We start from the raw sequence: 23,733 nt of genomic DNA on the forward strand, positions 1-23,733 counted from the left end.
TGCTGTACCTTTTCTATCGTTATTTGGCTGGACGAGGTTCCCTAGAGAAAAAGATATGAAAGAGAAATGTGACTTTACTTGCCCCTCCTGATGTACTGGCTTGCACATCAGATAAAGAACTAGACGTTAAAGCAGCTTCAGAATGAGGAGGGACGATTATTTTAAGAGCATCATCTGATTCTGAGGATGCAGTAACTGTTATTGTATCGTCAGAAAAATTTAAAATTTTAACAGTACCGACTGGAAAGATGGCCTTGCGAGCATGTGATGCAGAAGCGAAGCGGGTAGCTTTCCAAATAGTTTGTGAGAAAGTGTCATTGTCAGATAACCAAGCACGAGCACTGTATAAAGTTACACTAACGGTAAACTCCTGTTCAAGCGGGAGGGCGGGTTTCGGTTCTATCGGTTCCTCTGGAAGCTGGACGAGAAGGCCGGCGCACATGTATGTTTCACCTACTTTCAACTGGTTACTGTTATAGGATATTAAACATGTTGTTTATAAGACACGACAGGTACCTATTCATACATAAGTTTGTGCACAAAATTTGAAGATGAAATTCTCTTTCTTTACAATGGAAGTAGGTGTTATTTCTATAAAATATGGAAAACGTAAAGAGTATGTAAAAAAGAAGGAGTGGTAAAGTGAACTATGTCATTATTGGCGGAGATGCAGCTGGTATGAGTGCAGCGATGCAAATTGTTAGAAACGATGAAAATGCAAATGTTGTAACTTTAGAAAAAGGTGAAATTTATTCATACGCTCAGTGTGGATTACCGTATGTCATTAGTGGTGCTATCGCTTCAACTGAAAAGTTAATCGCGCGCAACGTGAAGACGTTTCGTGAGAAATATGGAATTGATGCGAAAGTGCGTCATGAAGTAACGAAAGTAGATACGGAAAAGAAAATGGTGTACGCAGAGCATACGAAGACGAAGGATGTCTCTGAATTTCCATATGATCGATTATTAATTGCGACTGGAGTGCGTCCTGTTATGCCAGAATGGGAAGGACGGGAATTACAAGGCGTTCATCTTTTAAAAACAATTCCTGATGCTGAGCGCATATTAAAAACGTTAGAAACGAATAAAGTTGAAGATGTAACGATTATTGGCGGTGGTGCAATCGGACTAGAGATGGCAGAAACATTCGTCGAACTTGGTAAGAAAGTAAGAATGATTGAGCGAAATGATCATATCGGTACGATTTATGATGCAGATATGGCTGAATATATACATAAAGAAGCAGATAAACACAATATTGAAATTTTAACGAATGAAAATGTAAAAGCATTTAAAGGAAATGAACGAGTAGAAGCAATCGAAACGGATAAAGGTACGTATAAAGCAGATCTTGTTTTAGTGTCGGTTGGAGTGAAGCCAAATACTGATTTTCTTGAAGGAACAAATATACGTAAGAATTATAAAGGGGCAATCGAAGTAAATGCATATATGCAAACGAATGTGCAAGACGTATATGCAGCCGGTGATTGCGCAACACATTACCACGTTATAAAGGAAATTCATGATCATATCCCGCTCGGAACGACAGCCAATAAGCAAGGGCGACTTGCTGGACTGAATATGCTGGATAAACGAAGAGCATTTAAAGGTACGTTAGGTACAGGCATTATTAAATTTATGGATTTGACACTCGCAAGAACAGGATTAAATGAAAAAGAAGCGAAAGGGCTACACATCCCGTATAAAACAGTCAAAGTAGATTCTACAAATATGGCGGGCTATTATCCAAATGCAAAACCACTTTACTTGAAATTACTATATCGCTCCGATACGGAACAATTATTGGGCGGGCAAGTAATTGGAGAAGAAGGGGTAGATAAACGGATTGATGTGATCGCAATGGCGCTTTTCAATAAAATGAGTATTCATGATTTAGAAGACGTCGACTTAAGTTATGCACCACCATATAACAGCGTGTGGGACCCAATTCAACAAGCGGCAAGGAGAGCAGAATAGCACTTTTTAAAGTGCTATTTTTTTGTTAAAGGGGAATTATCATTTTTGTCGAATGAAGAGGATCAGGAAATAGTTACATATGAGGAAGGGGAGTTTTTTTATGATTGTAGCACTTCAAAAAGTTCAAGAATCAGAAAAAGAAATATTACGTAATTTGTACGCATTATATCTTCATGATCTTTCTAAGTTCACTATGAATATAACTATCGGAGCCAATGGTTTTTTTGGATACAAAGATTTGCATATGTTTTGGAAAAATGACGGAATCACGCCGTATTTTATAAAAGTTGATCATAGTATTGTAGGATTCTTATTACTACTGGAACGTCCGTTTTTGAAGAAGGAAAATGATTTTGGTATTAATGATATTTTCATATTGAATCAATATAAAGGAAAAGGAATAGGTAAACAAGCTGTTGAGAATTTACTAGAAGAGAAAAGAGGACAATATTTCGTTATCGAACTTCTAAAAAATGTACCAGCAGTGTCGTTTTGGAAGAAAGTATATAAAAAACTGAACATAGAATTTGATGAGAGAGAGCAGTTAATTGATGATGAAGAATGTCTCGTTCAAACGTTTAAAATTTAATGAAATTGGTTTTCCTTTTATATTACTTTGAAATTTAACTTTATCCCGCTATTTGCGGACAGTAAGACCCCACTGATTAAAGTTTCACTTTATTTTGAATATACCGTTTCCCCTTGAAAACATATTACGTATCGCTTATATTTTCATATAGTATTTATTTTTTAAACGAAGCAATGAACGAACCAGGGGGCGCAGTATGGCAATTAACATGAAAACAATCGAAGAATGGATTGCTGAATCAAATGCAAGACATGAAGAAGACTTTGGACACGTTGTGGAAGAAATGAAAGAAGTATGTGTCGGACTTGATAACGCGACATTAATTTATACGAAAAATGTATTTTGTTTCGGTAAAAAAGTAGAAGTCTTTTTCTTCTTCCAAGACCATGTCGTGATTGGACAAGAAAAAGACGAATATATTGAGATTGAAAAATTAAAGTATGATGACATTACAAATAGTAACTTAAAAACAAATGACAAAAATACTACGTTAGAATTAAAGTTTGGTAACGGACAATCTATCAATTTAGATAGTTTAAATGATAACTACGGTACGAAAAATTGGTTATTTGCTAGACAAATTAAGAGTATTTTTAAGTTAATCTAGTAAAAAAGCACGCCGTCCATCGGCGTGCTTTTAACTATGCAAAGCCCCTTTTAACCAATTCCGCGCCCGATATGCCCCAACTGGAACTTGAATAAGAGATGTTTCATTCCCAGTATCTATTCCGTACAATTGATCACATGCATTTGTATCAAAACTAAGTAAAGGATGCCCGCCCATCCCCATAGCAGTTGCAGCAAAAACGAGTTTATGAACGAGTATACCTGCTTCCATTTGGTGAATACGGTATCCTCTATAGCCTAATGCACGTGTATAGTAATCTTTCTGTCCGACTACATGTAAGCAAAGTGGTACTTGAAAAAGGTTTACGTTATCCATCGTCATACTAGACTGAAGTGGGTAGCGAAGGTCTCCATACCGAATTGGTTGTATGGAATGTGTTTTACTGTTATAAGCGTAAGCTCCGTTTTCAATATTTTTCACGCTATAAAAACATCCGTATAAGGAGACGCGTGTATTTTCATTTGTATACTTACCGTCAAGGTCGTTGTAATAGGGGAAGGAAAGGCTCGCTTCTTGTAGTAAAGTAGCGAGCTCAGCTGCATCCCATTTCGTTAAAATAAAATCCGCATCAGGAGAATATCGTTTTTTACAAAGTTGTAGGAAATCATACGATAACCGTTCTACTTTTGGTAGCTGTACAGCGTACGGATTATGTTGATAGTGCTCTTCATGATGTAGTGTTTGGAAGTGTGCTGTTGATTCGATCATAGAAGCTTCATTTATTTTTGTTATCATCGGATATTCACCTACATGTTTTGAGCGAATGAAATGTTCATGTGCGAGCGGCGGAATTTGTTGCAACAACTCATGAGAAGTAACTGTTTTATTTTCACGGTAATCATTGTGAAACCAATTAGTTTCTGGCTCTGTACTTAAAGGAATAACGGCATACACACTTTCTTCACCTTCTGACAATCCGAGTAAATGGTTCAGTGCACGGTCTAGAAATTGAAAGTATACGCCGTTTGTATAACCGAATTGCTTTGCACATTCTAGCAATTGTCCAATGAGGACCCCGCTATCTAATCCTTGAAGACGATATGAAAAATTATTGTATTTAAAGAAATTTTTCCAAAACATAGTGGATACGAATGCAGCACCGAAACAATCATCTATATTACAGCGATTACCGAGTGTGTCTGCCAAATAAGAATCGAAATTTCCTTCGCGAAGTAAAATAAGTCGGTGATGCGCGGCGTCATAATGGTAAATGCCGTCTGGGTAATCGTCAATCTTTAAATAGATATACAATTCATTCGGATATAAAGCACCACCCGAAGGAATAGATCTTCGTAATACATTTCTCTCGCTATTTAGCTGACATAATTGTGTTACACCAAATGAATACCAAAGGTAGTGACCAATCTCATCTAAAGTAGGTGTAGTAGAAGAGTTCGGTAAAGATAATGGGATTTCTAAGGAGAGCGGGATGGTAGGTAAATTTCGATATAATTTATAAGGAAGCGGTGCGTCTTTCCAGTCCACCTCATGATTCGGCATAATTTCATCGATAGAGAAATGGAGATGATGTAAAAAAGTATCTAGCTGCATGAAATCCCTCCTTTACTATGGAAACGGATGTGGATGTGGATTTAATCTTTCATTCGTTAAAGGTTCGTCTGTATATCCAAGTGTCATCGGTACGGTATATACCCGGTCCAGTCCTGTAACTCGAGTAAGATGGTGACCAAACGTCATCGGTAGCATGCCTGGAATAATAACTTTTACACAATGTAATCCATTCTTTTCTATGAGGGGAACGGTTTGATCTACAACGATTATTTCAAGATTAGATTGATGCAAACGATTTAAAAGTTGGTGGAGATCGGATGTTAGATCCATATCAAATGATTGTGATACATTCATTTCTTGGAACGTTTGCACCGGTGCATCTTCCCGTAAAAGGAAGTGAAGACGTTCTTCTGTTTCTTTCAATCCATACAGCATACTATGGTCTTCCATTTTATTAACGAAATAAGGATCTTGTAAGCATTTTTCGTAGTATTCTCTTTTGTGCTCGAGCTCATCGTCTGTTATAAGTAACATGCCTGCTATTTCTTGAATGGCGCTTTTTAAGGCTCGAATAGGATCTAAATGAGCGCCTCCTGCACAAACAACGTTCATTCCATTTTCACGCGTATTTTTTGCAATTACCCATAAGCTAGGAATGCCGTGTTCCATCGTCGCGTTAAAAGCGTGTAATTCATATCCGGTAATCGTACGTAACCGCTGAATCATTAATTGTAATTCTGTATCATTTGCTGAATTAAGATCCAGGCGGGGAAGAGGTAATTCGGCATACCAAGTGAGTAAGAAGGCATCACGCTCTACAATTTCTAAAATGCCGTGAAAAATCGCTTCTTCTAAACTACCGCCAATTGCACATCCATTTGATGTTTCATACACGAAAGCATCTCGATGACCGAGGCTATAATAAGCAATTGATTCAGGAACTAAAAGCGGTCTGTTTTGTGATAAAGAATATCCCCATACCCAGTTTTGCTCATAATCAGGATCAAACGGCTTGAATGGAAAGTTATCACGATTGTAATGTTCATTTGTATGGACACCGAGTGTGAGGGGATTTAGTGCATGTTCCTCTAAATCATGAAAACTACCATGCACATTTGTCTTTTTCCCTCGAGGCGACATACCGCAATATCGTTCTAAACCTTCTAAAATAGCAGTTGCTTCACTCACTGCAAATGAATGAGTTCGTCCCGCAACACCTTCATTTCCGAACATTAATGGCATGTTTATAATGACGTCAGCGAATGGTAATACAGAATGCTGCATTTTTCCGTTCAACATACCGACCCGATAATCTAAATAGTCTCTCGTTAAAAATGTGTTTAGCTCATGAATGGAACGGCAGCGATACGTTTCGGTGCTTACTTTTAAACTCGGTTGTAAAGAAACTTCCGCCGCATCCGCAGTATCATCAGGTAAATTACTACATACAGGACAGAGAGGATCTGGAAGAAAAGAATGCCGCGTACATTGTAATGTTTGTAAGTTTAGTAAAATAAGTTCATTTTCTAAAGAAGAATGGTTATGAGTTAATATTTTTCCTGTTTCTGCGCAAATAAGATGGCACATTTGCAACATTCCATTTTGGGTGGCACGTACGTCACGTCTCGTTACATTATCTGCTTTAAAGGCATATTTCCGCTGTAGTTCCCACATTTCTTTTTGATCAAAGCCAGCGATAAAACGGCGTCCATCAGAACAATGGGAACATCCAGGCGTAAGAGGATGAATGTAAGGACCGATAATACCTTCGCCAAATGAAGTAAAACCACGAAGCCATGGAATATGATTTGAGCGAAAAATAAGTTCGGCATCATGATGAATAGTAGAAGGAGATCCGTCATGTAATACGAGAGCGAGATGAATATTTTCAGGAAGTTCTTCTGTAAGGGTCTGCTGACGAATGATGGAATATTGTTTGCATAATTGATCATGTACATAGTCTGCAAGAAGGCCATCTCCTATAAGCAATATATTTTGAATCATAAACCGTCCTCCTTTGCAATTAATACCCCATACACACCGTCTAGGTTTTCTTTCAAAAATGGTTCGATTGCTAAATCGAACACGAAGGGATAAAAATTATGTTCTTCTAAATGCTGTAAGGCAAGCTGTAAAGATTGCACACTTGGAATTTCTTCTTCCGCTTGTATTTCCACTCTAAAAGAATCCGTGTCATATAAAATAATAGAGGATTCAGGCAAGATATTAGCTCTGTAAGGAATTTCTTCATTTTGAACGTGAAAGAGTGATAGTTGTAGTGCGTTTCGTAACGCTAACGTCATATTAATATTAGATGCACCGTACCATCTATCATTTATACCAACCCAAACGACTGGAAAACTGAGAATCTCTTCACTCATTGCGATTTTAGGTGTTTCATGGATTGTAGAGAGAGCATCGTAATAAAATCTACAATGTTTATCTTGAATATCAATTAAATCAACAGTTGTAAGTTCCTCTAGAATATGTGACTGCCGCTCATACAGTTTATTGTTTAAATGTTGTTGTAGTGCCCGGTAAAATCCTTCTGTCATCGTTTCTCCAGCACCGATACCGATATTGTTATGTTCAGGAATAAGGCGGTGAATGATTTCTGCTACATATGTTTCAATTCCTGTTAAACCAGCTTCTCGGCGTGCTTCATTATGAGTCAATCCACTACGAGTCATAAGAGGCAGAAGGGGAGCTGGGCCATCTGATAGTGGAGTAGCTACTTGAATATAGCATTGTGATAATGGTAATTGATATGAATCTTGTTCATCCCATACATGGAATATACCGGCTTCTTTAGAAGTTAATGAATCGAAAAAGCGGAATACATCAGTTGAAGTATGTTGGCCATACCGATGCTCAAGTTTTTCAGAAATATTTTCTATCGTATCAATTGTAAAACTTTCATCAGTTACAAGAGGGTGTTTTATAAAAGGATGCCACGTTCCTTCAAGTGTTTCATAGTTTAATAAAAAGAATTGTGATTCTTTTTCACGATATGAATCATCCGCGACATGTTTAAACAATTCAAAAACGATTACATTTGCTAACATGGCAGATGTAATTGGTGAGAAGGAATCCGATGAATTTTCATTTTGTAAAGTCGTTTCATGTAGCCGATGCCATGCGGATTCCCAGCATTCATCACGATTTTCTGTTACGACAGGTCCAGCTATACCGAGTGTTGATAAACAAATAGCTGGTATGAAATTCTTTTTCGTTTCTCTACAAATAGTGTGAACTGTTTTTAAACCGTCAATGTCTCCGTTTTGAGAAACATATAAAATCCAATCAAAAGGTTCGAATACTTCACGCAAGGGACGGTCAATTGTAGTATCGATTTCTTGAAGGAGTACACTGTTATCAACTTCATATGCACATTCTATTAGCTCATGTATTCTGTCATAGTTTGTTTCATCCCGATCTGTAACGAGGTAATGAAATGTAGGTAAACCAGATTCTAATAAAGAAGAAACTAAGGAAGTGAGCATATCCCCAGAACCAAGTACAAGGACATTTGCTCCGCGGTATGTTTCAAACTTTAAAGCACCTGAATGAGAATCAGCTTCTAAAAATTCAATTTGTGAAGCATATCTGTCGAGTAATGTACTGTTTAATTCATGAGGTGCATCTTGATTTGCATCGCGAACGAAACCATTTTCATATAAAATCTCTCCAATTTCAAATACACGGTTTTGATAGGGGAGAGGGAGGCCATCGGTTATTTCGGCTAAAGAATAATTCCCGTTAAACATTGGCATTAATTTTTCAATCCAATCATAAATTCCATCACCGTCCATACGAAATGAACTGGCGTTATTTCGAAAATAGACACCCCCGTTTGAATCGGGGAGGAAGAAAGTATCCTTATTTACTTTAAGTTTTGCATGAATTGGAAGGTTATTCATTTTAATCCTCCTTACGTTTAGGCATACATTATTACCTTATGTCATGAAATTTGTCCCGTATGAACACAATAAAAAAAGGCTGTAGAATGATTCATTCTACAGCCTTTAATAGATTTTTAATCTATCAACCTTCTAATAATAATGACTTTGGATCTTCAAGCATATCTTTAACAGCAACAAGGAAGCTAACTGCTTCTTTACCATCAACAATACGGTGATCGTAAGATAAAGCAATGTACATCATTGGGCGGTTTTCCATACGCTCGTTATCAATTGCAACTGGGCGTACTTGGATTTTATGCATTCCTAAAATACCAACTTGTGGGCTATTTAGGATCGGTGTTGACATTAGAGAACCGAACACACCACCGTTTGTAATTGTAAATGTACCACCTTGTAGTTCTTTTAATGAAAGTTTGTTGTCACGTGCTTTTTTACCTAATTCACGAATTTCACTTTCAATTTCAGCGAAATTTAATTGGTTGGCATCGCGTACAACTGGAACAACTAATCCATCTGGAGCTGCTACTGCAATACCGATATCATAGAATTTTTTAATGATAAGCTCGTCACCTTGAATTTCAGCATTTAATAATGGGAATTGTTTTAATGCTGCAACAACTGCTTTTGTGAAGAATGACATGAAGCCAAGACGTACATCATGTTTTTTCTCGAAAGCATCTTTGCGTTCTTTACGTAATTCCATGATCGCACTCATATCAACTTCGTTAAATGTTGTTAACATTGCAGATGTTTGTTGAACTTCTACAAGACGTTTTGCAATTGTTTGACGGCGGCGGGACATTTTCACGCGCTCAACTGGTTTTTCGAATTCCGTTTTTGCAACTGGAGCAGGAGCTGGACTCTTTGGAGCAGCTGGTGCTTCTTTTGGTGCTGCAGCATGAGCTTGTACATCATGTGGTCTCACGCGTCCAAGTGGGTCTGTGCTACGTACGTCGTTTAAGTCGATTCCTAATTCACGAGCCATTTTTCTAGCAGCTGGTGATGCGATAGGACGGTTTGTATTTGGTAACCCTTGTAGTGTTGCAGTTTGCTCAGCATTTGGTGCCGCAGCTTTCGGTGCTTCAGTCGTTTCTTGTTTTGGTTGCTCAGCCACTGGTGCAGGTGTACTTACTGCAACTGGTGCTCCATTAGCATCTAAAATTGCGATAGTTGCACCAACTTCAACTGTATCCCCAGGTTCGCCTAGTAACTTCGATACAATACCTGAATCTTCTGCAATGATTTCTACATTGACTTTATCGGTTTCAAGCTCAACAACGCTGCCACCTTTCTCAACTTTGTCGCCTACGTTGATAAGCCATTGTGAAATAGTTCCTTCAGTAATAGATTCTGCAAGCTCAGGTACTTTAATTTCGATCATTTTAAATGTCCTCCCCTTATTTGCCTAACGGTGTGTTTTTTCTTCTTTTGTCTTCGGTAATCTCCATTTGTTAGCCTGGCCTTGGGCAGAATATCTGCCCAAGGAACAAGCTAGAAAGCTTCATTGTTACTTTTTAGTTGCTGTAAACTTCAATTTCTTGTTTATCTTGACGGAAGTTATACTTCACATCTAAAGCATGTGCAACAATTAGTTCTTGCTCAGCTTTGTGAGCGAATGGATCGCCGCCAGATGGACTAGAGCGATCAGGACGTCCAATGTAGCCTGTTTTCACTTTATCTCCAGCAAGCTCGAACAGAATTGGAGCCATGTAATGCCATGCGCCCATATTACGAGGTTCTTCTTGAACCCAAATGATTTCTTCTAAGTTTTTAAAGCGTTTAATAATAGATTGAACTTTCTCAGCAGGGAATGGGTACAATTGCTCAATACGAACGACATGAACTTCGTCTAAGTTGTACTCATGTTTACCAGACTCGATTTCTGCTGCTAAGTCAATCGCCATTTTACCTGTGCTTAAAACAAGACGTTTTACTTTATTTGGTTTCATGCCAAGGTTTTCTTGTTCTAAAGCAGGTTGGAAACGTCCTTCGCTTAACTGACTAGCAGTTGAAAGCGTAAGTGGGTGACGTAATAAACTCTTCGGCGTCATCAATACTAATGGTCGAACAGCTTCTGTTCCTAAGATAGATGCTTGACGACGCAGGATATGGAAGTATTGAGCCGCGCTCGTTAAGTTTGCAACTGTCCAGTTATTCTCAGCAGCTAACTGTAAGAAACGCTCTGGACGTGCACTAGAGTGCTCTGGTCCTTGACCTTCATAACCGTGTGGTAATAGAAGAACTAAGCCAGATTTTTGACCCCATTTTGCTCTTCCAGCTGAAACATATTGATCAAATAATGCTTGCGCAGTATTTGAGAAGTCACCATATTGCGCTTCCCACATAACAAGAGTTTCTGGAGCGAATACGTTATAACCATATTCGTAACCAACAACAGCAGCCTCTGATAACGGACTGTTATGAACAGAGAATGAAGCATTAATGTTTGGTAAGCGATGTAATGGTGAATATGTTTCATTTGTATCAGTATCGTGTAATACGATATGACGGTGTGCGAATGTACCACGCTGTGAATCTTGACCAGTTAAACGAATTGGCGTACCTTCTTGTAAAATAGAAGCGAATGCTAATGATTCAGCAAGTGCCCATTCAATTTTGCCGTTCTCTTCAAGAGCATCTTTACGGCGCTCAAGAATTTTCTTCACTTTCGGATATACGTTAAAGCCTTCTGGCCAAGATAGTAGACCTTCATTAATTGCACGAAGTGAGTCAATCTCAACGCCAGTATCAATTGACTGAATACCTTTTGCAACAACATCTGGTACTTTAACGTGAATTGTTGCATCACTCGTATCAGCTGGTGGTACTTGTGCATAGTCGGATTTTAATTGCTCTTGTATAAACTGTGTAATTGTTTCAACCTCATCTGCATTTAGAACACCAGCAGCTTGTAATTGATTTGCATAAATTGCTCTTACAGTTGGATGGTTTTTAATTTTTTTGTACACTTGTGGTTGCGTAACTGCCGGGTCATCCATTTCGTTATGACCGTAGCGGCGGTAACCAATTAAATCGATTAAGAAGTCTTTTTTGAACAACATGCGATATTGAATCGCAAGGTTAGCAGCTGCAAGACAAGCTTCCGGATCATCAGCATTCACGTGAACAATCGGAATATCGAAACCTTTTGCAAGGTCACTTGAATATTTCGTAGAACGAGAATCATAGCTATCAGTCGTAAAACCAACTGCATTGTTTGCGATAACATGAATCGTTCCGCCTGTTTGGTACGCGTTCAATCTGCTTAAGTTGAGTGTCTCAGATACAATACCTTGACCAGGGAATGCAGCATCACCATGAACTAAAATTACGAATGATTTTGAAGTATCTTGATCTGGAAGACCAGATTTTTTACGATTCTCTTGAGCCGCACGTGCGAAACCTTCTACTACAGGATTCACGAACTCAAGATGACTCGGGTTATTTGCTAATGTAACGCGAGTACTAACTTCTTCGTTACTAACGACTTGTTCTCTACCTAAATGGTATTTCACGTCGCCAGTCCAGCCAGAATTAGCCACTGCGCCTTCTATTTTTGCATGTTTGAACTCAGCAAACATGTGGCTATATGGTTTTTCTAATACGTGAGCAAGTACGCTTAGGCGACCGCGGTGAGCCATACCAATCATGACATCCTCTACGCCGTTCTTAGCACCTTCTAGAACAATTTCATCTAAAACAGGTACAAGCATATCAACGCCCTCGATAGAGAAACGTTTTTGCCCAACGAATGTTTTATGCAAGAATTGCTCGAAACCTTCAACAGCTGTTAAACGTTTTAAAAGAGCAGTTCGTTTTTTATTTGATAGTGGTTGACGCAATGAATTTGATTCCACCATTTGATGCAACCACGCGCGTTCTTCACTATCTTGTATATGAGAAAATTCATAAGCTAAAGATTTTGTATAAACGTCTTTTAATCTATGAATTACATCAAGTGCAGTGTGAATACCTTCTGGTGCATCTTGCCATACCGTTTTCGCTGGAATCGCTTTCAAGTCAGCATCGCTCAGTTCGTTCATTGCTTTCTCAAGAAGAGATTGTCCATTTGCAGCATCTTCCATCGGGTTGATGTGAGCCAACGTGTGCCCGAAAGAACGAATCTGCTCAACAAGTTGAACGACTTTAAGAATTTTTTCAATGTTACCTGTGTTTTGAGGAGAAAAATGTGTTGCTGTGTTGTCCCCTGTTACGACATCATCTTGAAACGAAGGAGCTCCAAAAATTTCAAAAAGCTCTTGTAATTCCGGATCAACAGAACCTGCTCCAGTTACGTAAAGATCATACTGCTCAATAACATAACCAAGGTTCGGACCGTGGAACTTGGCCCAAGGGTTTGTCGTTGTATTCTTCCTCGTCATTTGTTTAAACCTCCCAATGCATATAATCCTTTTCCATACAAAGGTGCATTTTGCTCTTTTTCAATAAGTAATGAATCAATAATCAATGTAAATGTTTTTCTTTACTCTTATGTTATTACAATAATTTACATAATACCAAACACTATTACTTATCTGTTTTGTAAAAAAACATTCACAATAACTTATCACCCAAGTTAATCTTTCATGTTATAAAGTAATTTTACAGAAAAATGGGGTGGATATATTTGGTATGCCTATACTAATAGCTATAATTGTTGCATTTAAATATAGGTATAATAGTTAGAATGTTTCGATAAAAACAGTTTGAATTATGTATATTGAAATAATAAGCGCTTTCATAGATATTATACAACAATATAACGGAATATAGTATAAAAAATAAAAAATTATGAATTTATCGTAAACTTTATTTAGATAGTGTTAAATATTGAAAGGAAAGTGAAGGATTTCTACAAAAAAAGTTGCTAAACATAAAAAATGCTCCATAAACAGTTAGTTTCTATAAATATGACGAAAAACACCGTAAAACAAATAACGCATTTCGTGAAATAAAGAAATAAATGAAATATTTTAAAAGGATAAAACAAATATGGAGATATTAAATTTTAAAAAAAGAAGTGAGGAGATATAGTAACAGTTATTTACAGTGTTCCGTGTTTCGCTTCAAAATAGACGTGCTGAAATTTAAAAAAGTTTCTTCTATATTATTGAATATACTTATGGCACTTACAATGAGTACCGTCTTTATCTCATTTGTTGTTTTAGCAAAAAGATATTAAGATGGAGGAGAGAAAGGAAGATTAACATATGCAAATGATGTATGCTTTTGGCATTGGGCTTGTATTATTTTTAGCCGTATTCTTATTTATTCGTAAAGACGTTCAAGGTGGGACATTAACGAAGCGAGGATTTTATAAATTAATCGGCTGTTTAGTTGTTATGCTTATAGCAATTATTGTAATGATCGTATTAATTAATCAGTCACTATAGAATGTAAAAACGGAACCTTACTTTGGTAAGGTTTTTCTTTATTGTTCAACCTGAAAATTACCACCAAATCCATTTTCTGAAAATAAATTGTGTTATATAATCCAATGAAATGATAGATAAGGAGTGTAGTATATGAATAAAAAAACTATCTTCTATTTATTAACTTGTATACTACTTGTAGCTAGTACTACTTATATAATATGTAACAAAAGAGAACAAGTGCCACCTATATTAGTATGGGACGAACAAGAATACTATGTTACGAATGAACCTGCCAAAGTAGAAGAAGTTGGGCAAAAACTTGGCGAAGTAACAAAGAAAATTAAAACAAGTAAAAAACCTACTAAAAATAGAGAATCTAATACATTACAAGAGAAAACAGAAGTATTCACAATGATTGAGGAAGAAAAAAGTGATTACCCGCCTTTAATCATAAAGGAAGCTTATAGTGATGAATATAGGGTAGTGAGGCTGATGTTGAAGCAAGTATTATGATGAAAAGGAGGTTCATATGCAGACACTAACTTCGTATCCGTAGTCGTTAAGAAAAATATTAGTCTTTTTCCTCCTATCCGTGCCGCTTACATTTTGATGAATAGAGGAGCAATGCAAAAGAGAGATTTCATTTTATATTTATTATTTACTGCTATTAATATATCGCTTTGGTTATTGCATATGATTTTTGATTGGAGTATGTGGATGGTAGCAGGGCATTATATAATTGGAGCAATTGTTATTGTTTTTTCAAATATAAATAAGAGATAATCCAGCAATCTTAAAGTTGCTGGGTTTTATTTTGATATTTATAATTAAGAAACAAATTTTGAATAGAGAGTAGTGGGCGTTATGAGATGGAAAGCAGGAACGTTTGAAAAAATAGAAACGAATGACTCATCTATTGAGAAACTCATACATACATTTAAGGAACAAAACGTAAATGGCGGAGTGGTTATAAGCTGTTTTAAAGTACATAACGAAAAATTTTTTAAAGAAATACCATATTGGAAAGATGGACACGAGCACTTCTTTAGAAGAATCTTTAACTCTTTAGATATAATCAATAGCTTAGAAGAGTTAAAAATACATACGTCAGAAAAATATAAGTTGCATTTTAAAGAGCAATGGGCAGTCATGCTTGATGGTAGCATTGCCGCTCAAATTTTGTCGGGCGGAGCATATGAAGGATTTAAGGAACGACCAGTTATCGCAAAACAATTAGCCGTGAATGTATGTCAATATATGTTCCAAGATCGCTATGAAGATATTAAAGTGTTCAAAAGCTATTGCCCTTGGACAGATTGGTTTTACGATGTTGCATGGGATGCTACTTGGATGGTGTTAGATAGTAGGGAGCGTAAAATGTGGTTCATTTGTGCTACGGATACAGATTGATAGAAGAGGGGCCTTGTAGGAATGCTGCAAGGTCCTTTATCTTTTGGGAATTAATAGAAAACAAATCATATAAATGCTATACTAAAAAATGTTTGTAATGTCAGTTTCATAATATTGTATGATGCTGACTTACTAGAAAAGATAAGAGGAGAATGAACGTGCAAAAGATAAAGAAATTATTGCTATTAATGATGGTAGTAGGATTAACAGCAGGTGTTTTAGCGGGGTGTGCAAATCCGAAAGATACTACAGAAGAATTTTTAACAGCGATACAAAAAGGTGATGTAGAAAAGGCTCGTACATTTGTTGAGAGTGACAAGGAATTTAATAAACTAAATGAAAAAACAGATGATGCTGAGGCAAAAGCAATGCTAAGTGCAATTACGAAAAACTTTAAATTTGAAAAGCTAGAAGAAGTATCGAAAAAGGATGACAAAGCAGAAGTGAAAGTGAAAATTACATCTGCAGATCTATCCGTTGCTGTAACAAAAGCAGTGGGAGAAGTTATGCCAATGGCGTTCGCTAGTGCCTTTAGTGAAGACAAAGAACAATCTGAAAAAGCAATCGAAAAAACAATGACATCAACTATCGTCAAAAACTTAGCAGATAAAGATGCAGCAATGGCAACTCGCGAAGTTACATTGAACTTAAAGAAAGACAAAGATGGCGACTATAAAATCGTTGCTGACGATAACTTGAAAGAAGTATTGTTTGCCAATGCGAAGTCTTTGGAGAAGATGTTTGGTGGGAAGTAATTGAATTAGATAAAAAGAGACACCATATCACGTAGAAGGTTGATATGGTGTCTCTTTTTTATGATCCCGGAGAGGCTCGAACTCACGACCTCCACCCTGTCAAGGTGGCGCTCTCCTTGCTGAGCTACGGGATCCCAACTATAAATGTTACCATCAGCAATGTATTTTCATTTCATTCGTGTAATCGGAGAATTTGTACAATTTGTTGAGTATTGTAACATTTGATGTATTCCTATAATAGCAACAAACTTTAATGGTGTAAAGGTGTAATTTTCTGAATATTCATATTCTAATTTTTGTATAAAAAAATAAGCCCCGAAGAGCTTATTTTAATAATAATATCAACGCAATTATCAATGATATTTTCAAAAATACAATCATAAATAATGGAGCTTGTTCATAAGCTATCGTCCTGTAACTGTCATTCCTGCTGTGTAAATTGTATCAATAGAACCGTCAGCGCCTTTTATTTCGACTTTATAACGATATGTTCCATCCTCATAAATATCATCGCCATATCCTGTGAAAGTTGCAATTTCATCATTGCTTTCAGCTGGGACCCATTGATTTTGCCAACGGAAGTTGGTTTCAAATTCTCCCCATCTATCGCCATATTTCTTTTCAAGGCTGACATTGTAATGAATTTCTTCAGCTCGGTCATTTGTAATTCTTGCAATTACGCTGTTACCAAAAGTAACTTGTGTAGAGTGTACCTGAACTGTAACACCGTTCACCGTTTCACCAGGACCACAAATGTAATGACAACCATCCCATTCGTCAGCATGTGCTTTTGGTGTTTCAATGTTCATAACCGTTAAACCGCCTAAAGCTAATGCGCCAGTTAATAATACTTTACCAAATGTTTTCACTTGAAATTCCCCCTAAGTATACTCTCAATTCGTTCGATAGATATCACATTAATCTAATGGAACGTTTTTTCCTTAAGTGTATTCGCTATGAATCTTTCATCTTGTAGTAATCTAATCACTACATAAAATTTCATAGTTTTGATTCCATATATGTATCATGATTTACATAGAACAAATCTGTTAATACGCTTTGGTTATTTACTTATTCCACTACTTCTATTACCTTTTATTGGTAAAACGTTGGTTTTATTATATAACATTATTATCTATTTACAAGAGAAAATAATACTGTATGCAAAAATGCATAATAAAAAACACTGCTTGTATTCTAGATTACAGATTAAATGGAGTGTTGGGTTTCAATTAATATTTGAGTGGAACTTAATGCTAATTTTTTATGCTTAACAGTATGCATATATCATCGTTTATTAAAGTCATAATTGATAAACCTTGTTCAGGGGACGCTCTTCCTGCTGAGCTACAGAATCTTCAAAAGGGAAAGTATAAGCGATTATGCTAGTAATGTATGAAGGAATAATGATGAGAAGCGAATTCAGTAGAAAGTAGTCTTTGGATGTAGTGGTTATATTATTTACGATACCAATCCAAAGGACCTTCAGCACTCAAATCAACAAGAAAAGGGAGTAAGAAATGTAAAGGTAAGCTTATAAGTTCTGGCATAGCGTTCACCGTTTTCTTTGATAGATATTGTCTCATAAAACAATACGGACAATCCTTTTCAAATGTCACGAGTATTGCCCATACATCTTTTATTGTCCACTTCGTTTTACAATACGTACAACGCGTCATGAGGTTCCTCCTCATTTTAAGTTTTCTTCTAGTATACTCCATTCCATTGTAAGAAAGTCATTTGTATTTGGTGTGGTAAAATGTAAGTTGTTTTATTTTTATGTGAATCTATTTAGTCATTTATGAACAATTACATATCATTTGATATTTTTGCAGAATGATAGATTTTCAGTTTCAATATGCCAATTGGCCAATATATCCTTTTTACAATTTACTGAAAATCATGTATAACAGAGATACATGATTATTTTATCTCGCTATTTGCGGGCAGTAAGATCCCTTACCTCGAAATTCAGCAAAAGTAAAGAAGTTAGGTTCGGATCGGAATGCCCGTAAAAGTCCGATTCGTGAGGGTTGATGAAAGTGTCACTTTATAAATATTCAGAAGTAGAGGGAGAAAAGTTGTAATGGTAAGAAAAACGTTCAAGATGCGCGTGTCTAAAAATAGAACGATTTCGATTAATGGATCGATTCTTGATGTGGATGTTACACATGATGAATTTTTACAAGAGTTTGTTGAGTGGGTTGATTCTAAAGGTTGGTCGTTTATGGGAATAACAGATGAGATTACGCCCGAGGAAGCTAGTCAAAAGTTAATAGATTCGTTGATTGATGAGAAGGATAAGAAAGAGTAATTCCTTCTTATTTTTATTGTATATTTATGTTCTTTATCGTAAAAGTATGATATAGTAAAAAATAGTGAAAATTCTTCCAATATAATACAAATTACATATGATTGGTAGATTTATTATTTTGTTAAGGAGTAAATGGAAAAGGGAGAGTCATATGGTAAATTTTAAGAAAATTTTGGTTTTTATTACAGTTATTTGTTCGTTTTTTTTGACGCCCATAACATTGCGTGCTGAGACGAATATTGGAGTAAATCCAGAACAAGTTGCACCACCACCTGCGGAAGGACCGAATGTTTTTAGTCAGTTTGCAACGACAATTGATGCAAAAACAGGAGATGTTTTGTATGATAAAAACGCATATCACCGAGCATATCCTGCTAGTACGACGAAGGTGTTAACAGCGATTTTACTCATGGAGCATACAAAGCCAGAGGATCAATTTACATTTTCACAATTAGCATTAGATCAAGAGAAGAGTAATTATCAAATTGAGTTTCAACCTGGAGAGACAATTAATAGAAATACTGCGCTTATGATTTTAATGGTGCTGAGTGCGAATGATGTGTCGTATGCGATTGCGGAGCGGATTGGCGGGAGTGTTGAGAATTTCGCTAATATGATGAATGAGAAAGCGAAGCAATTAGGGGCGAAAGATAGTCACTTTGTAACACCGAATGGATTGCATGATCCGAACCATTATACGACGCCGTATGATATGGCTATGATTACGAAGGGTGTGCAAAAGTATCCTGAAATTTTACAAGCGATGAATACGAAAAGAACGACAGTTACGACGTCTAGGCAGACGGTGTCTATTTTTAATAAATCTAATTTTTTTGAAAATCCATATAGCATTGGCGGTAAGACAGGGTTTACGAATGAAGCACGTAATACACTTGTTTTATTAAATGAGAAAGATGGAAATCGTATTATAAGCGTAGTAATGGCTTCTCAAAGACCTGAAATTTATGAAGATTTGAAGCAGATGGCGGAATATTCTTTCGGTCAATTTACGAAGCAAATGGTGCTTGATAAACATAATTGGCATCAAAAAACAACATATTTAAATAAAGATGTTAATTCTGAGTTGGAACAAAGTGCGGAGCTTATGCTTAAGAAAGATGAAGGGAAAAATGTGAAAACTATTTTCCGGGCGGCTTCATTAGATAAAGAATCTTTATATCATAAAGGAATACATCGTGGTGAGGTAGTTGGTGCAGTTGATATTACGAAAAATAATCAAACAATTGCGACGGTAAATGTTCTTTCAACAGAAGATGTCACTTTTACGATGCCTAAAAAAGATACAACTATGCCTGAAGTAAAAGACTCAAATGTGAAAGTAATAAGTGTTGGGATAGGTGCGATTATATTATTTGGAGCAATTTTATATGTAGTGTTGCGCCGAAATACAAAAGGAATGAAATCAGAAGGTAAATAAATTACTAATAAAAAGACTGTGTAAAATTTTGGCACAGTCTTTTTTCTATATTTTAAATAACTAATAATTGTAAATTTTCTTATTGCAATAACTTAAAGTTCGTTATATCATTTACTTGTGTTCTTGTTAAAGAACAAAGTGGATATTGCATACTTGAAATAATATAAAACAACGGAGAGGGAGAGAGACGATGAAATTAATATGGAAGATAATTAGCAACGCGATCTCATTTGTTTTATTTGCATTGATGGTTTTTTTAGCTTTTGTAGTTATTTCTTCAAAAGCAAGCGGTGGTGATCCGACAGTGATGGGATATCAATTTAAGAGCGTTCTTTCAGGATCAATGGAGCCGACGTTTTTAACAGGATCAATCATTGCAATAGAACCAAACAAAGATGGTTCTAAATATCAAAAAGGTGATGTTATTACCTTTAAAGAGAAAGATCAAAAAATTATCACTCACCGTATTATCGGTGTGAAAGATACAAATGGAAAAGTAATGTATGAAACAAAAGGGGATAACAACAACGGACCAGATTTAGAGCCAGTACTTGCAGAAAATGTAGTTGGAAAGTATGCAGATATTACAGTTCCGTATGTTGGTTATTTACTGAATTATGCGAATTCAAAAGCGGGAGCAGCATTACTTCTTATTATTCCAGGAGTCTTTTTACTTGGGTATTCCGCGATTTCTATTTTTGGTGCTATTCGTAGCATTGACGGAGAAAAGAAAGATAAAAAAGTAGAACAATCCGTCTAGTTCGTTTGGTTATACTTTCCGTTTAGGAAGTTAACAAATATATATTAAGGGGATATGGACATGACTTTAAAGAAAAAATTAGGAATGGGTATTACATCAGCAGTATTAGGAGCAGCTTTAGTTGGTGGAGGAACATTTGCATTTTTCAGTGATAAAGAAGTGTCAAATAATACATTTGCGGCTGGAACACTGGATTTAGCATTAAATCCATCAACAGTTGTTAACGTATCGAATTTAAAACCTGGGGATACAATTGAAAAAGAATTTAAACTAGAAAATAAAGGCTCTTTAAATATTAAAAAGGTTCTACTGAAAACAGATTATAATGTAGAAGATGTAAAGAAAGACAATAAAGATGATTTTGGTAAACATATTAAAGTAACATTCTTAAAAAATGTAGATAAGCATGAGACAATTGTGAAACAAACTACTTTAGATAAATTAAAAGGTGACACACTTACAGCTGTAGATAATGATTTATCGGCTTGGTTCTGGGATGAAAAAGGTATTTCAGCAGGTAAATCTGATAAATTCAAAGTGAAATTTGAGTTCGTTGATAATGGAAAAGATCAAAATCAATTCCAAGGCGATAAGTTACAATTAAATTGGACGTTTGATGCACAACAAACAGCAGGTGAAGAAAGATAATAAGAAAAAGGGCTATCACATGGATAGCCCTTTTTCTATTTTTCTAGTATTTGTCTATCAATTTTAATAGTTCTTTACTATAATATAGATAATGTTCTGTATAAAGAACGTAATGTTCGATGGGAGAGATTAAGATGCTGAAAAGACCGCGTAATTTTAAAAAGATGCTTATATTGCCGTGTATGTGTTCTATTACGTTTTATTTAGGATCTCAAATTATGACGCATACAGAAGCGGCGTTCATTCATGAAACGAAAGTAGAAGCGACGCTTTCTACAGCAATTATATTTCCGAAAACAGTTAATACGTTAAAAGAGCAATCTGAGAAACATAAACAGTTTATTGAGCGTGAGTATGGAACGATGAAGGGAAAATCGAAAGCAACTTCTATTGAAGAAATAAAACAGGCGATTTCTGTATGGCAACAAGGGCGTGAGAAAATTGTTGCTGAGAAGGAAGCCCTGCAAAATGTATATACTGAAATAGAAGCTCCTTACAATCAAATACAAGAAGAATTAAAGGTAAATAAAGATGAGTCGATGCAGCAAGTGTCCATATATGTAAATGAAGGCTTCCGCAGTATCAAAGAGAAGCGTGACTATATTGAGAAAGAAATTAGCTTGAAAGCTATTGATGAGCAAATTCAGGCTCTTCAGCAACAATTAAACGTTGCAATTGAAGCGGAAGGACAAAAGAAAGCCGAAGAACAGAAGAAAGCAGAAGAACAGAAAAAGCTAGAAGAGCAAAAGAAAGCGGAGTAACTGCTTTAGTGAAACAGCCGGAAAACAAGAATGTGGTGTAAGAGAGAGTGAACGAATAAGCAAGACTAGTAATATTTATACGAGTGTGAGGGAACGTTAGCCCTCACCTCTTTGTTTTTCTTTTTTCTTATAGTATTAAATGATTTGAGTGTGAAAAAAGTTATAAATTATCATTGTTTTTTTCTGAAAAGTCTAAATGATATTGAGAAATAAAAATAACTGAAAATATTAATAAATATGTGTTGTGTTTATATAGGGTTGTTCGTTATAATGAACATAAGGTTTTTAAAAAAGAACACATATTAGCTAAGCTAATATAGTTTTCTTTACATCTCTTATTGAAAAATAAGTGATAAAAATATAAAAAAAAGCTAGGGGGAATTGATTGTGAGTCTGAAAAAGAAATTAGGTATGGGAGTTGCATCAGCAGCATTGGGGTTAGCTTTAATTGGTGGAGGAACATTTGCATTCTTTAGCGATAAAGAAGTATCAAACAATACATTTGCAGCTGGGACGTTAGACCTTACATTAAACCCTAAGACGCTTGTAGATATTAAAGATTTAAAACCAGGGGATTCTGTTAAGAAAGAGTTCTTATTACAAAACAGCGGTTCGTTAACTATTAAAGACGTTAAATTAGCAACAAAGTATACTGTTAAAGATGCAAAAGGTGATAATGCTGGTGAAGACTTTGGTAAGCACGTTAAAGTAAAATTCCTTTGGAACTGGGATAAACAAAGTGAGCCTGTATACGAAACAACTTTAGCAGACTTACAAAAAGTTGATCCAGATCTTTTAGCTAAAGATATCTTTGCTCCTGAGTGGGGAGAAAAGGGTGGATTAGCAGCTGGTACAGAGGATTATCTATGGGTACAATTTGAATTTGTAGATAATGGAAAAGACCAAAATATCTTCCAAGGTGATACATTGAATTTAGAATGGACATTCAATGCTAACCAAGAAGCTGGGGAAGAAAAATAATAAAAAAAGCGGGTATTCCCGCTTTTTTTTATAAAGAAAAAGAAGTGCTGGTTGTAAGCACTTCTTTCTATTATTATTTTTGATTTTGCTTCCACTTTGTAAATTCAAGAAATTCACGAAATTGTTCTTTGGAGACACCAGAGTTCATTGCATCTTTAACGAGTTGTGTCCATTCGGAGTCTAGGTTAGTTTCCTTTGTTGTTTCATCATGAAGTAAAGTATCAACTGGAATTTGTAGAACTGCTGCGATCTTTTCAAGAAACTGAATGGAAGGGTTTTTTTGTAAATTTCGTTCTATAGAACTAATGTAAGATTTAGCAACGCCAGCTTTTTCGGCAAGTTCAGTTAATGAAATCCCTTTTTGTAAACGAAGGCGTTTTATACGTTCTCCAATCATATTTGCGCACCTTTCTATCAATATGTAGTTGTCTTATGATGTCATTATTATAACATAAACTTCGTTAAAAAGAACAAACCTATTGAGCCTGACTGGATGGCTTCATACGTTGGAAAAATTGCTCGATGTCTTGCATGGCGATACCAGCATCTAGAGCTTCAAGTATTAAATCAATCCATTCTTGATCCAGTGCGTCTGTCTTATCTTTGTACAAATGTAATTCCTCCCTAATTATCGGTCATAATTGCTGCTACAGAATACATGA

At 36.0% G+C, this 23,733-nt stretch carries 23 protein-coding genes, 1 tRNA gene and 2 pseudogenes; 15 read left to right on the top strand and 11 right to left on the bottom strand.

The window, feature by feature from the left end; translation table 11 throughout:
* Positions 1–19: 19 nt before the first annotated feature.
* Entirely contained in the window at positions 20–442 is a 423-nt protein-coding gene (locus AC22L0_RS02745; protein ID WP_000332420.1) for a hypothetical protein, read from the bottom strand.
* Between the two features lie 200 nt (positions 443–642).
* Between AC22L0_RS02745 and AC22L0_RS02750 the strand changes: the two genes are divergently transcribed.
* The 3 genes from AC22L0_RS02750 to AC22L0_RS02760 all read left to right on the top strand — a co-directional run bounded on the left by AC22L0_RS02750 (position 643) and on the right by AC22L0_RS02760 (position 3,173).
* Positions 643–1,977 (top strand): FAD-dependent oxidoreductase, encoded by a 1,335-nt coding sequence (locus tag AC22L0_RS02750; RefSeq protein ID WP_487272133.1) that lies wholly within the window; start codon positions 643–645, stop codon positions 1,975–1,977.
* A gap of 100 nt (positions 1,978–2,077) precedes the next feature.
* Positions 2,078–2,566, top strand: coding sequence for a GNAT family N-acetyltransferase (locus AC22L0_RS02755; protein ID WP_000634326.1), 489 nt, complete (start codon positions 2,078–2,080; stop codon positions 2,564–2,566).
* 196 nt (positions 2,567–2,762) lie between these two features.
* Entirely contained in the window at positions 2,763–3,173 is a 411-nt protein-coding gene (locus tag AC22L0_RS02760) for a DUF3908 family protein (protein ID WP_097997942.1), read from the top strand.
* 30 nt (positions 3,174–3,203) lie between these two features.
* Here the strand turns inward: AC22L0_RS02760 and AC22L0_RS02765 are convergent, their stop codons facing one another.
* The 5 genes from AC22L0_RS02765 to odhA all read right to left on the bottom strand — a co-directional run bounded on the left by AC22L0_RS02765 (position 3,204) and on the right by odhA (position 13,011).
* Positions 3,204–4,745, bottom strand: coding sequence for a SagB family peptide dehydrogenase (locus tag AC22L0_RS02765; protein ID WP_001175532.1), 1,542 nt, complete (start codon positions 4,743–4,745; stop codon positions 3,204–3,206).
* Positions 4,746–4,760: 15 nt separating this feature from the next.
* A complete protein-coding gene (locus AC22L0_RS02770; RefSeq protein WP_000615607.1) occupies positions 4,761–6,710 on the bottom strand; it encodes a TOMM precursor leader peptide-binding protein in 1,950 nt (649 codons plus the stop codon).
* A complete protein-coding gene (locus tag AC22L0_RS02775; RefSeq protein ID WP_001061550.1) occupies positions 6,707–8,626 on the bottom strand; it encodes a putative thiazole-containing bacteriocin maturation protein in 1,920 nt (639 codons plus the stop codon). Before AC22L0_RS02775 ends, AC22L0_RS02770 begins: the two co-directional genes overlap by 4 nt.
* Positions 8,627–8,750: 124 nt before the next feature.
* Positions 8,751–10,010 (bottom strand): 2-oxoglutarate dehydrogenase complex dihydrolipoyllysine-residue succinyltransferase, encoded by a 1,260-nt coding sequence (gene odhB / locus AC22L0_RS02780; RefSeq protein ID WP_000569926.1) that lies wholly within the window; start codon positions 10,008–10,010, stop codon positions 8,751–8,753.
* A 133-nt stretch (positions 10,011–10,143) separates the two neighbouring features.
* Positions 10,144–13,011, bottom strand: a complete 2,868-nt coding sequence (gene odhA, locus AC22L0_RS02785) for a 2-oxoglutarate dehydrogenase E1 component (RefSeq protein ID WP_097997940.1) — start codon at positions 13,009–13,011, stop codon at positions 10,144–10,146.
* Between the two features lie 725 nt (positions 13,012–13,736).
* On the opposite strand from odhA, the pseudogene AC22L0_RS02790 reads away from it, so the two are divergent.
* From AC22L0_RS02790 to AC22L0_RS02815, 6 genes and pseudogenes are all read left to right on the top strand, one after another.
* Positions 13,737–13,811 (top strand): annotated as a pseudogene (locus tag AC22L0_RS02790) (permease); the annotation flags it as partial.
* A gap of 28 nt (positions 13,812–13,839) precedes the next feature.
* Entirely contained in the window at positions 13,840–14,022 is a 183-nt protein-coding gene (locus AC22L0_RS02795) for a DUF3976 domain-containing protein (protein ID WP_001178294.1), read from the top strand.
* Positions 14,023–14,154: 132 nt separating this feature from the next.
* Complete coding sequence (locus AC22L0_RS02800) at positions 14,155–14,517, top strand: hypothetical protein (protein ID WP_097813770.1); 363 nt, start codon at positions 14,155–14,157, stop codon at positions 14,515–14,517.
* 111 nt (positions 14,518–14,628) lie between these two features.
* The gene (locus AC22L0_RS02805; protein ID WP_227751897.1) at positions 14,629–14,787 is read left to right on the top strand and encodes a hypothetical protein; all 159 of its coding nucleotides are present in this window, start codon (positions 14,629–14,631) and stop codon (positions 14,785–14,787) included.
* Between the two features lie 81 nt (positions 14,788–14,868).
* Positions 14,869–15,414, top strand: coding sequence for a hypothetical protein (locus AC22L0_RS02810; RefSeq protein ID WP_139848090.1), 546 nt, complete (start codon positions 14,869–14,871; stop codon positions 15,412–15,414).
* A 158-nt stretch (positions 15,415–15,572) separates the two neighbouring features.
* A complete protein-coding gene (locus AC22L0_RS02815) occupies positions 15,573–16,169 on the top strand; it encodes a DUF4878 domain-containing protein (RefSeq protein WP_001169482.1) in 597 nt (198 codons plus the stop codon).
* A 61-nt stretch (positions 16,170–16,230) separates the two neighbouring features.
* On the opposite strand, the gene AC22L0_RS02820 is transcribed toward AC22L0_RS02815, so the two are convergent.
* From AC22L0_RS02820 to AC22L0_RS02830, 3 genes are all read right to left on the bottom strand, one after another.
* Positions 16,231–16,303: transfer RNA gene (locus AC22L0_RS02820), tRNA-Val, on the bottom strand.
* Positions 16,304–16,573: 270 nt separating this feature from the next.
* Positions 16,574–17,038, bottom strand: coding sequence for a hypothetical protein (locus AC22L0_RS02825; protein WP_325832566.1), 465 nt, complete (start codon positions 17,036–17,038; stop codon positions 16,574–16,576).
* Between the two features lie 588 nt (positions 17,039–17,626).
* Positions 17,627–17,848 carry a hypothetical protein gene (locus AC22L0_RS02830; protein WP_000196288.1) on the bottom strand — a complete coding sequence of 74 codons (222 nt, stop codon included), beginning with the start codon at positions 17,846–17,848 and terminating at the stop codon, positions 17,627–17,629.
* Positions 17,849–18,255: 407 nt separating this feature from the next.
* On the opposite strand from AC22L0_RS02830, the gene AC22L0_RS02835 reads away from it, so the two are divergent.
* The 6 genes and pseudogenes from AC22L0_RS02835 (at position 18,256) to calY (ending at position 23,071) form a co-directional block, all read left to right on the top strand.
* Positions 18,256–18,483 carry a hypothetical protein gene (locus tag AC22L0_RS02835; protein WP_000251856.1) on the top strand — a complete coding sequence of 76 codons (228 nt, stop codon included), beginning with the start codon at positions 18,256–18,258 and terminating at the stop codon, positions 18,481–18,483.
* 151 nt (positions 18,484–18,634) lie between these two features.
* Positions 18,635–19,921 (top strand): D-alanyl-D-alanine carboxypeptidase family protein, encoded by a 1,287-nt coding sequence (locus AC22L0_RS02840; RefSeq protein ID WP_000247031.1) that lies wholly within the window; start codon positions 18,635–18,637, stop codon positions 19,919–19,921.
* Positions 19,922–20,111: 190 nt separating this feature from the next.
* Complete coding sequence (gene sipW / locus AC22L0_RS02845) at positions 20,112–20,681, top strand: signal peptidase I SipW (RefSeq protein WP_000767792.1); 570 nt, start codon at positions 20,112–20,114, stop codon at positions 20,679–20,681.
* Positions 20,682–20,741: 60 nt separating this feature from the next.
* A complete protein-coding gene (locus AC22L0_RS02850; RefSeq protein ID WP_000172854.1) occupies positions 20,742–21,329 on the top strand; it encodes a CalY family protein in 588 nt (195 codons plus the stop codon).
* A 119-nt stretch (positions 21,330–21,448) separates the two neighbouring features.
* A pseudogene (locus AC22L0_RS02855) lies at positions 21,449–22,087 on the top strand (DUF4047 domain-containing protein); the annotation flags it as partial.
* 390 nt (positions 22,088–22,477) lie between these two features.
* The gene (gene calY / locus AC22L0_RS02860) at positions 22,478–23,071 is read left to right on the top strand and encodes a biofilm matrix protein CalY (protein WP_000053714.1); all 594 of its coding nucleotides are present in this window, start codon (positions 22,478–22,480) and stop codon (positions 23,069–23,071) included.
* A 73-nt stretch (positions 23,072–23,144) separates the two neighbouring features.
* On the opposite strand, the gene AC22L0_RS02865 is transcribed toward calY, so the two are convergent.
* Both AC22L0_RS02865 and AC22L0_RS02870 read right to left on the bottom strand, forming a co-directional pair.
* Positions 23,145–23,468 carry a helix-turn-helix domain-containing protein gene (locus AC22L0_RS02865; RefSeq protein WP_000578885.1) on the bottom strand — a complete coding sequence of 108 codons (324 nt, stop codon included), beginning with the start codon at positions 23,466–23,468 and terminating at the stop codon, positions 23,145–23,147.
* A gap of 79 nt (positions 23,469–23,547) precedes the next feature.
* Entirely contained in the window at positions 23,548–23,682 is a 135-nt protein-coding gene (locus AC22L0_RS02870) for an anti-repressor SinI family protein (RefSeq protein WP_000276219.1), read from the bottom strand.
* Between the last annotated feature and the right edge of the window lie 51 nt (positions 23,683–23,733).

Source organism: Bacillus sp. LQ01, assembly GCF_057624735.1.

Coding starts and splice junctions, on each gene's coding strand:
- AC22L0_RS02805 (WP_227751897.1), top strand. CDS start 14,629: ATGCAAAAGAGAGATTTCATTTTATATTTATTATTTACTGCTATTAAT.
- AC22L0_RS02835 (WP_000251856.1), top strand. CDS start 18,256: ATGGTAAGAAAAACGTTCAAGATGCGCGTGTCTAAAAATAGAACGATT.
- AC22L0_RS02745 (WP_000332420.1), bottom strand. CDS start 442: ATGTGCGCCGGCCTTCTCGTCCAGCTTCCAGAGGAACCGATAGAACCG.
- odhB (WP_000569926.1), bottom strand. CDS start 10,010: ATGATCGAAATTAAAGTACCTGAGCTTGCAGAATCTATTACTGAAGGA.
- AC22L0_RS02810 (WP_139848090.1), top strand. CDS start 14,869: ATGAGATGGAAAGCAGGAACGTTTGAAAAAATAGAAACGAATGACTCA.
- AC22L0_RS02840 (WP_000247031.1), top strand. CDS start 18,635: ATGGTAAATTTTAAGAAAATTTTGGTTTTTATTACAGTTATTTGTTCG.
- AC22L0_RS02775 (WP_001061550.1), bottom strand. CDS start 8,626: ATGAATAACCTTCCAATTCATGCAAAACTTAAAGTAAATAAGGATACT.
- AC22L0_RS02795 (WP_001178294.1), top strand. CDS start 13,840: ATGCAAATGATGTATGCTTTTGGCATTGGGCTTGTATTATTTTTAGCC.
- sipW (WP_000767792.1), top strand. CDS start 20,112: ATGAAATTAATATGGAAGATAATTAGCAACGCGATCTCATTTGTTTTA.
- AC22L0_RS02770 (WP_000615607.1), bottom strand. CDS start 6,710: ATGATTCAAAATATATTGCTTATAGGAGATGGCCTTCTTGCAGACTAT.
- AC22L0_RS02760 (WP_097997942.1), top strand. CDS start 2,763: ATGGCAATTAACATGAAAACAATCGAAGAATGGATTGCTGAATCAAAT.
- AC22L0_RS02765 (WP_001175532.1), bottom strand. CDS start 4,745: ATGCAGCTAGATACTTTTTTACATCATCTCCATTTCTCTATCGATGAA.
- odhA (WP_097997940.1), bottom strand. CDS start 13,011: ATGACGAGGAAGAATACAACGACAAACCCTTGGGCCAAGTTCCACGGT.
- AC22L0_RS02850 (WP_000172854.1), top strand. CDS start 20,742: ATGACTTTAAAGAAAAAATTAGGAATGGGTATTACATCAGCAGTATTA.
- AC22L0_RS02865 (WP_000578885.1), bottom strand. CDS start 23,468: ATGATTGGAGAACGTATAAAACGCCTTCGTTTACAAAAAGGGATTTCA.
- AC22L0_RS02800 (WP_097813770.1), top strand. CDS start 14,155: ATGAATAAAAAAACTATCTTCTATTTATTAACTTGTATACTACTTGTA.
- AC22L0_RS02830 (WP_000196288.1), bottom strand. CDS start 17,848: ATGACGCGTTGTACGTATTGTAAAACGAAGTGGACAATAAAAGATGTA.
- AC22L0_RS02755 (WP_000634326.1), top strand. CDS start 2,078: ATGATTGTAGCACTTCAAAAAGTTCAAGAATCAGAAAAAGAAATATTA.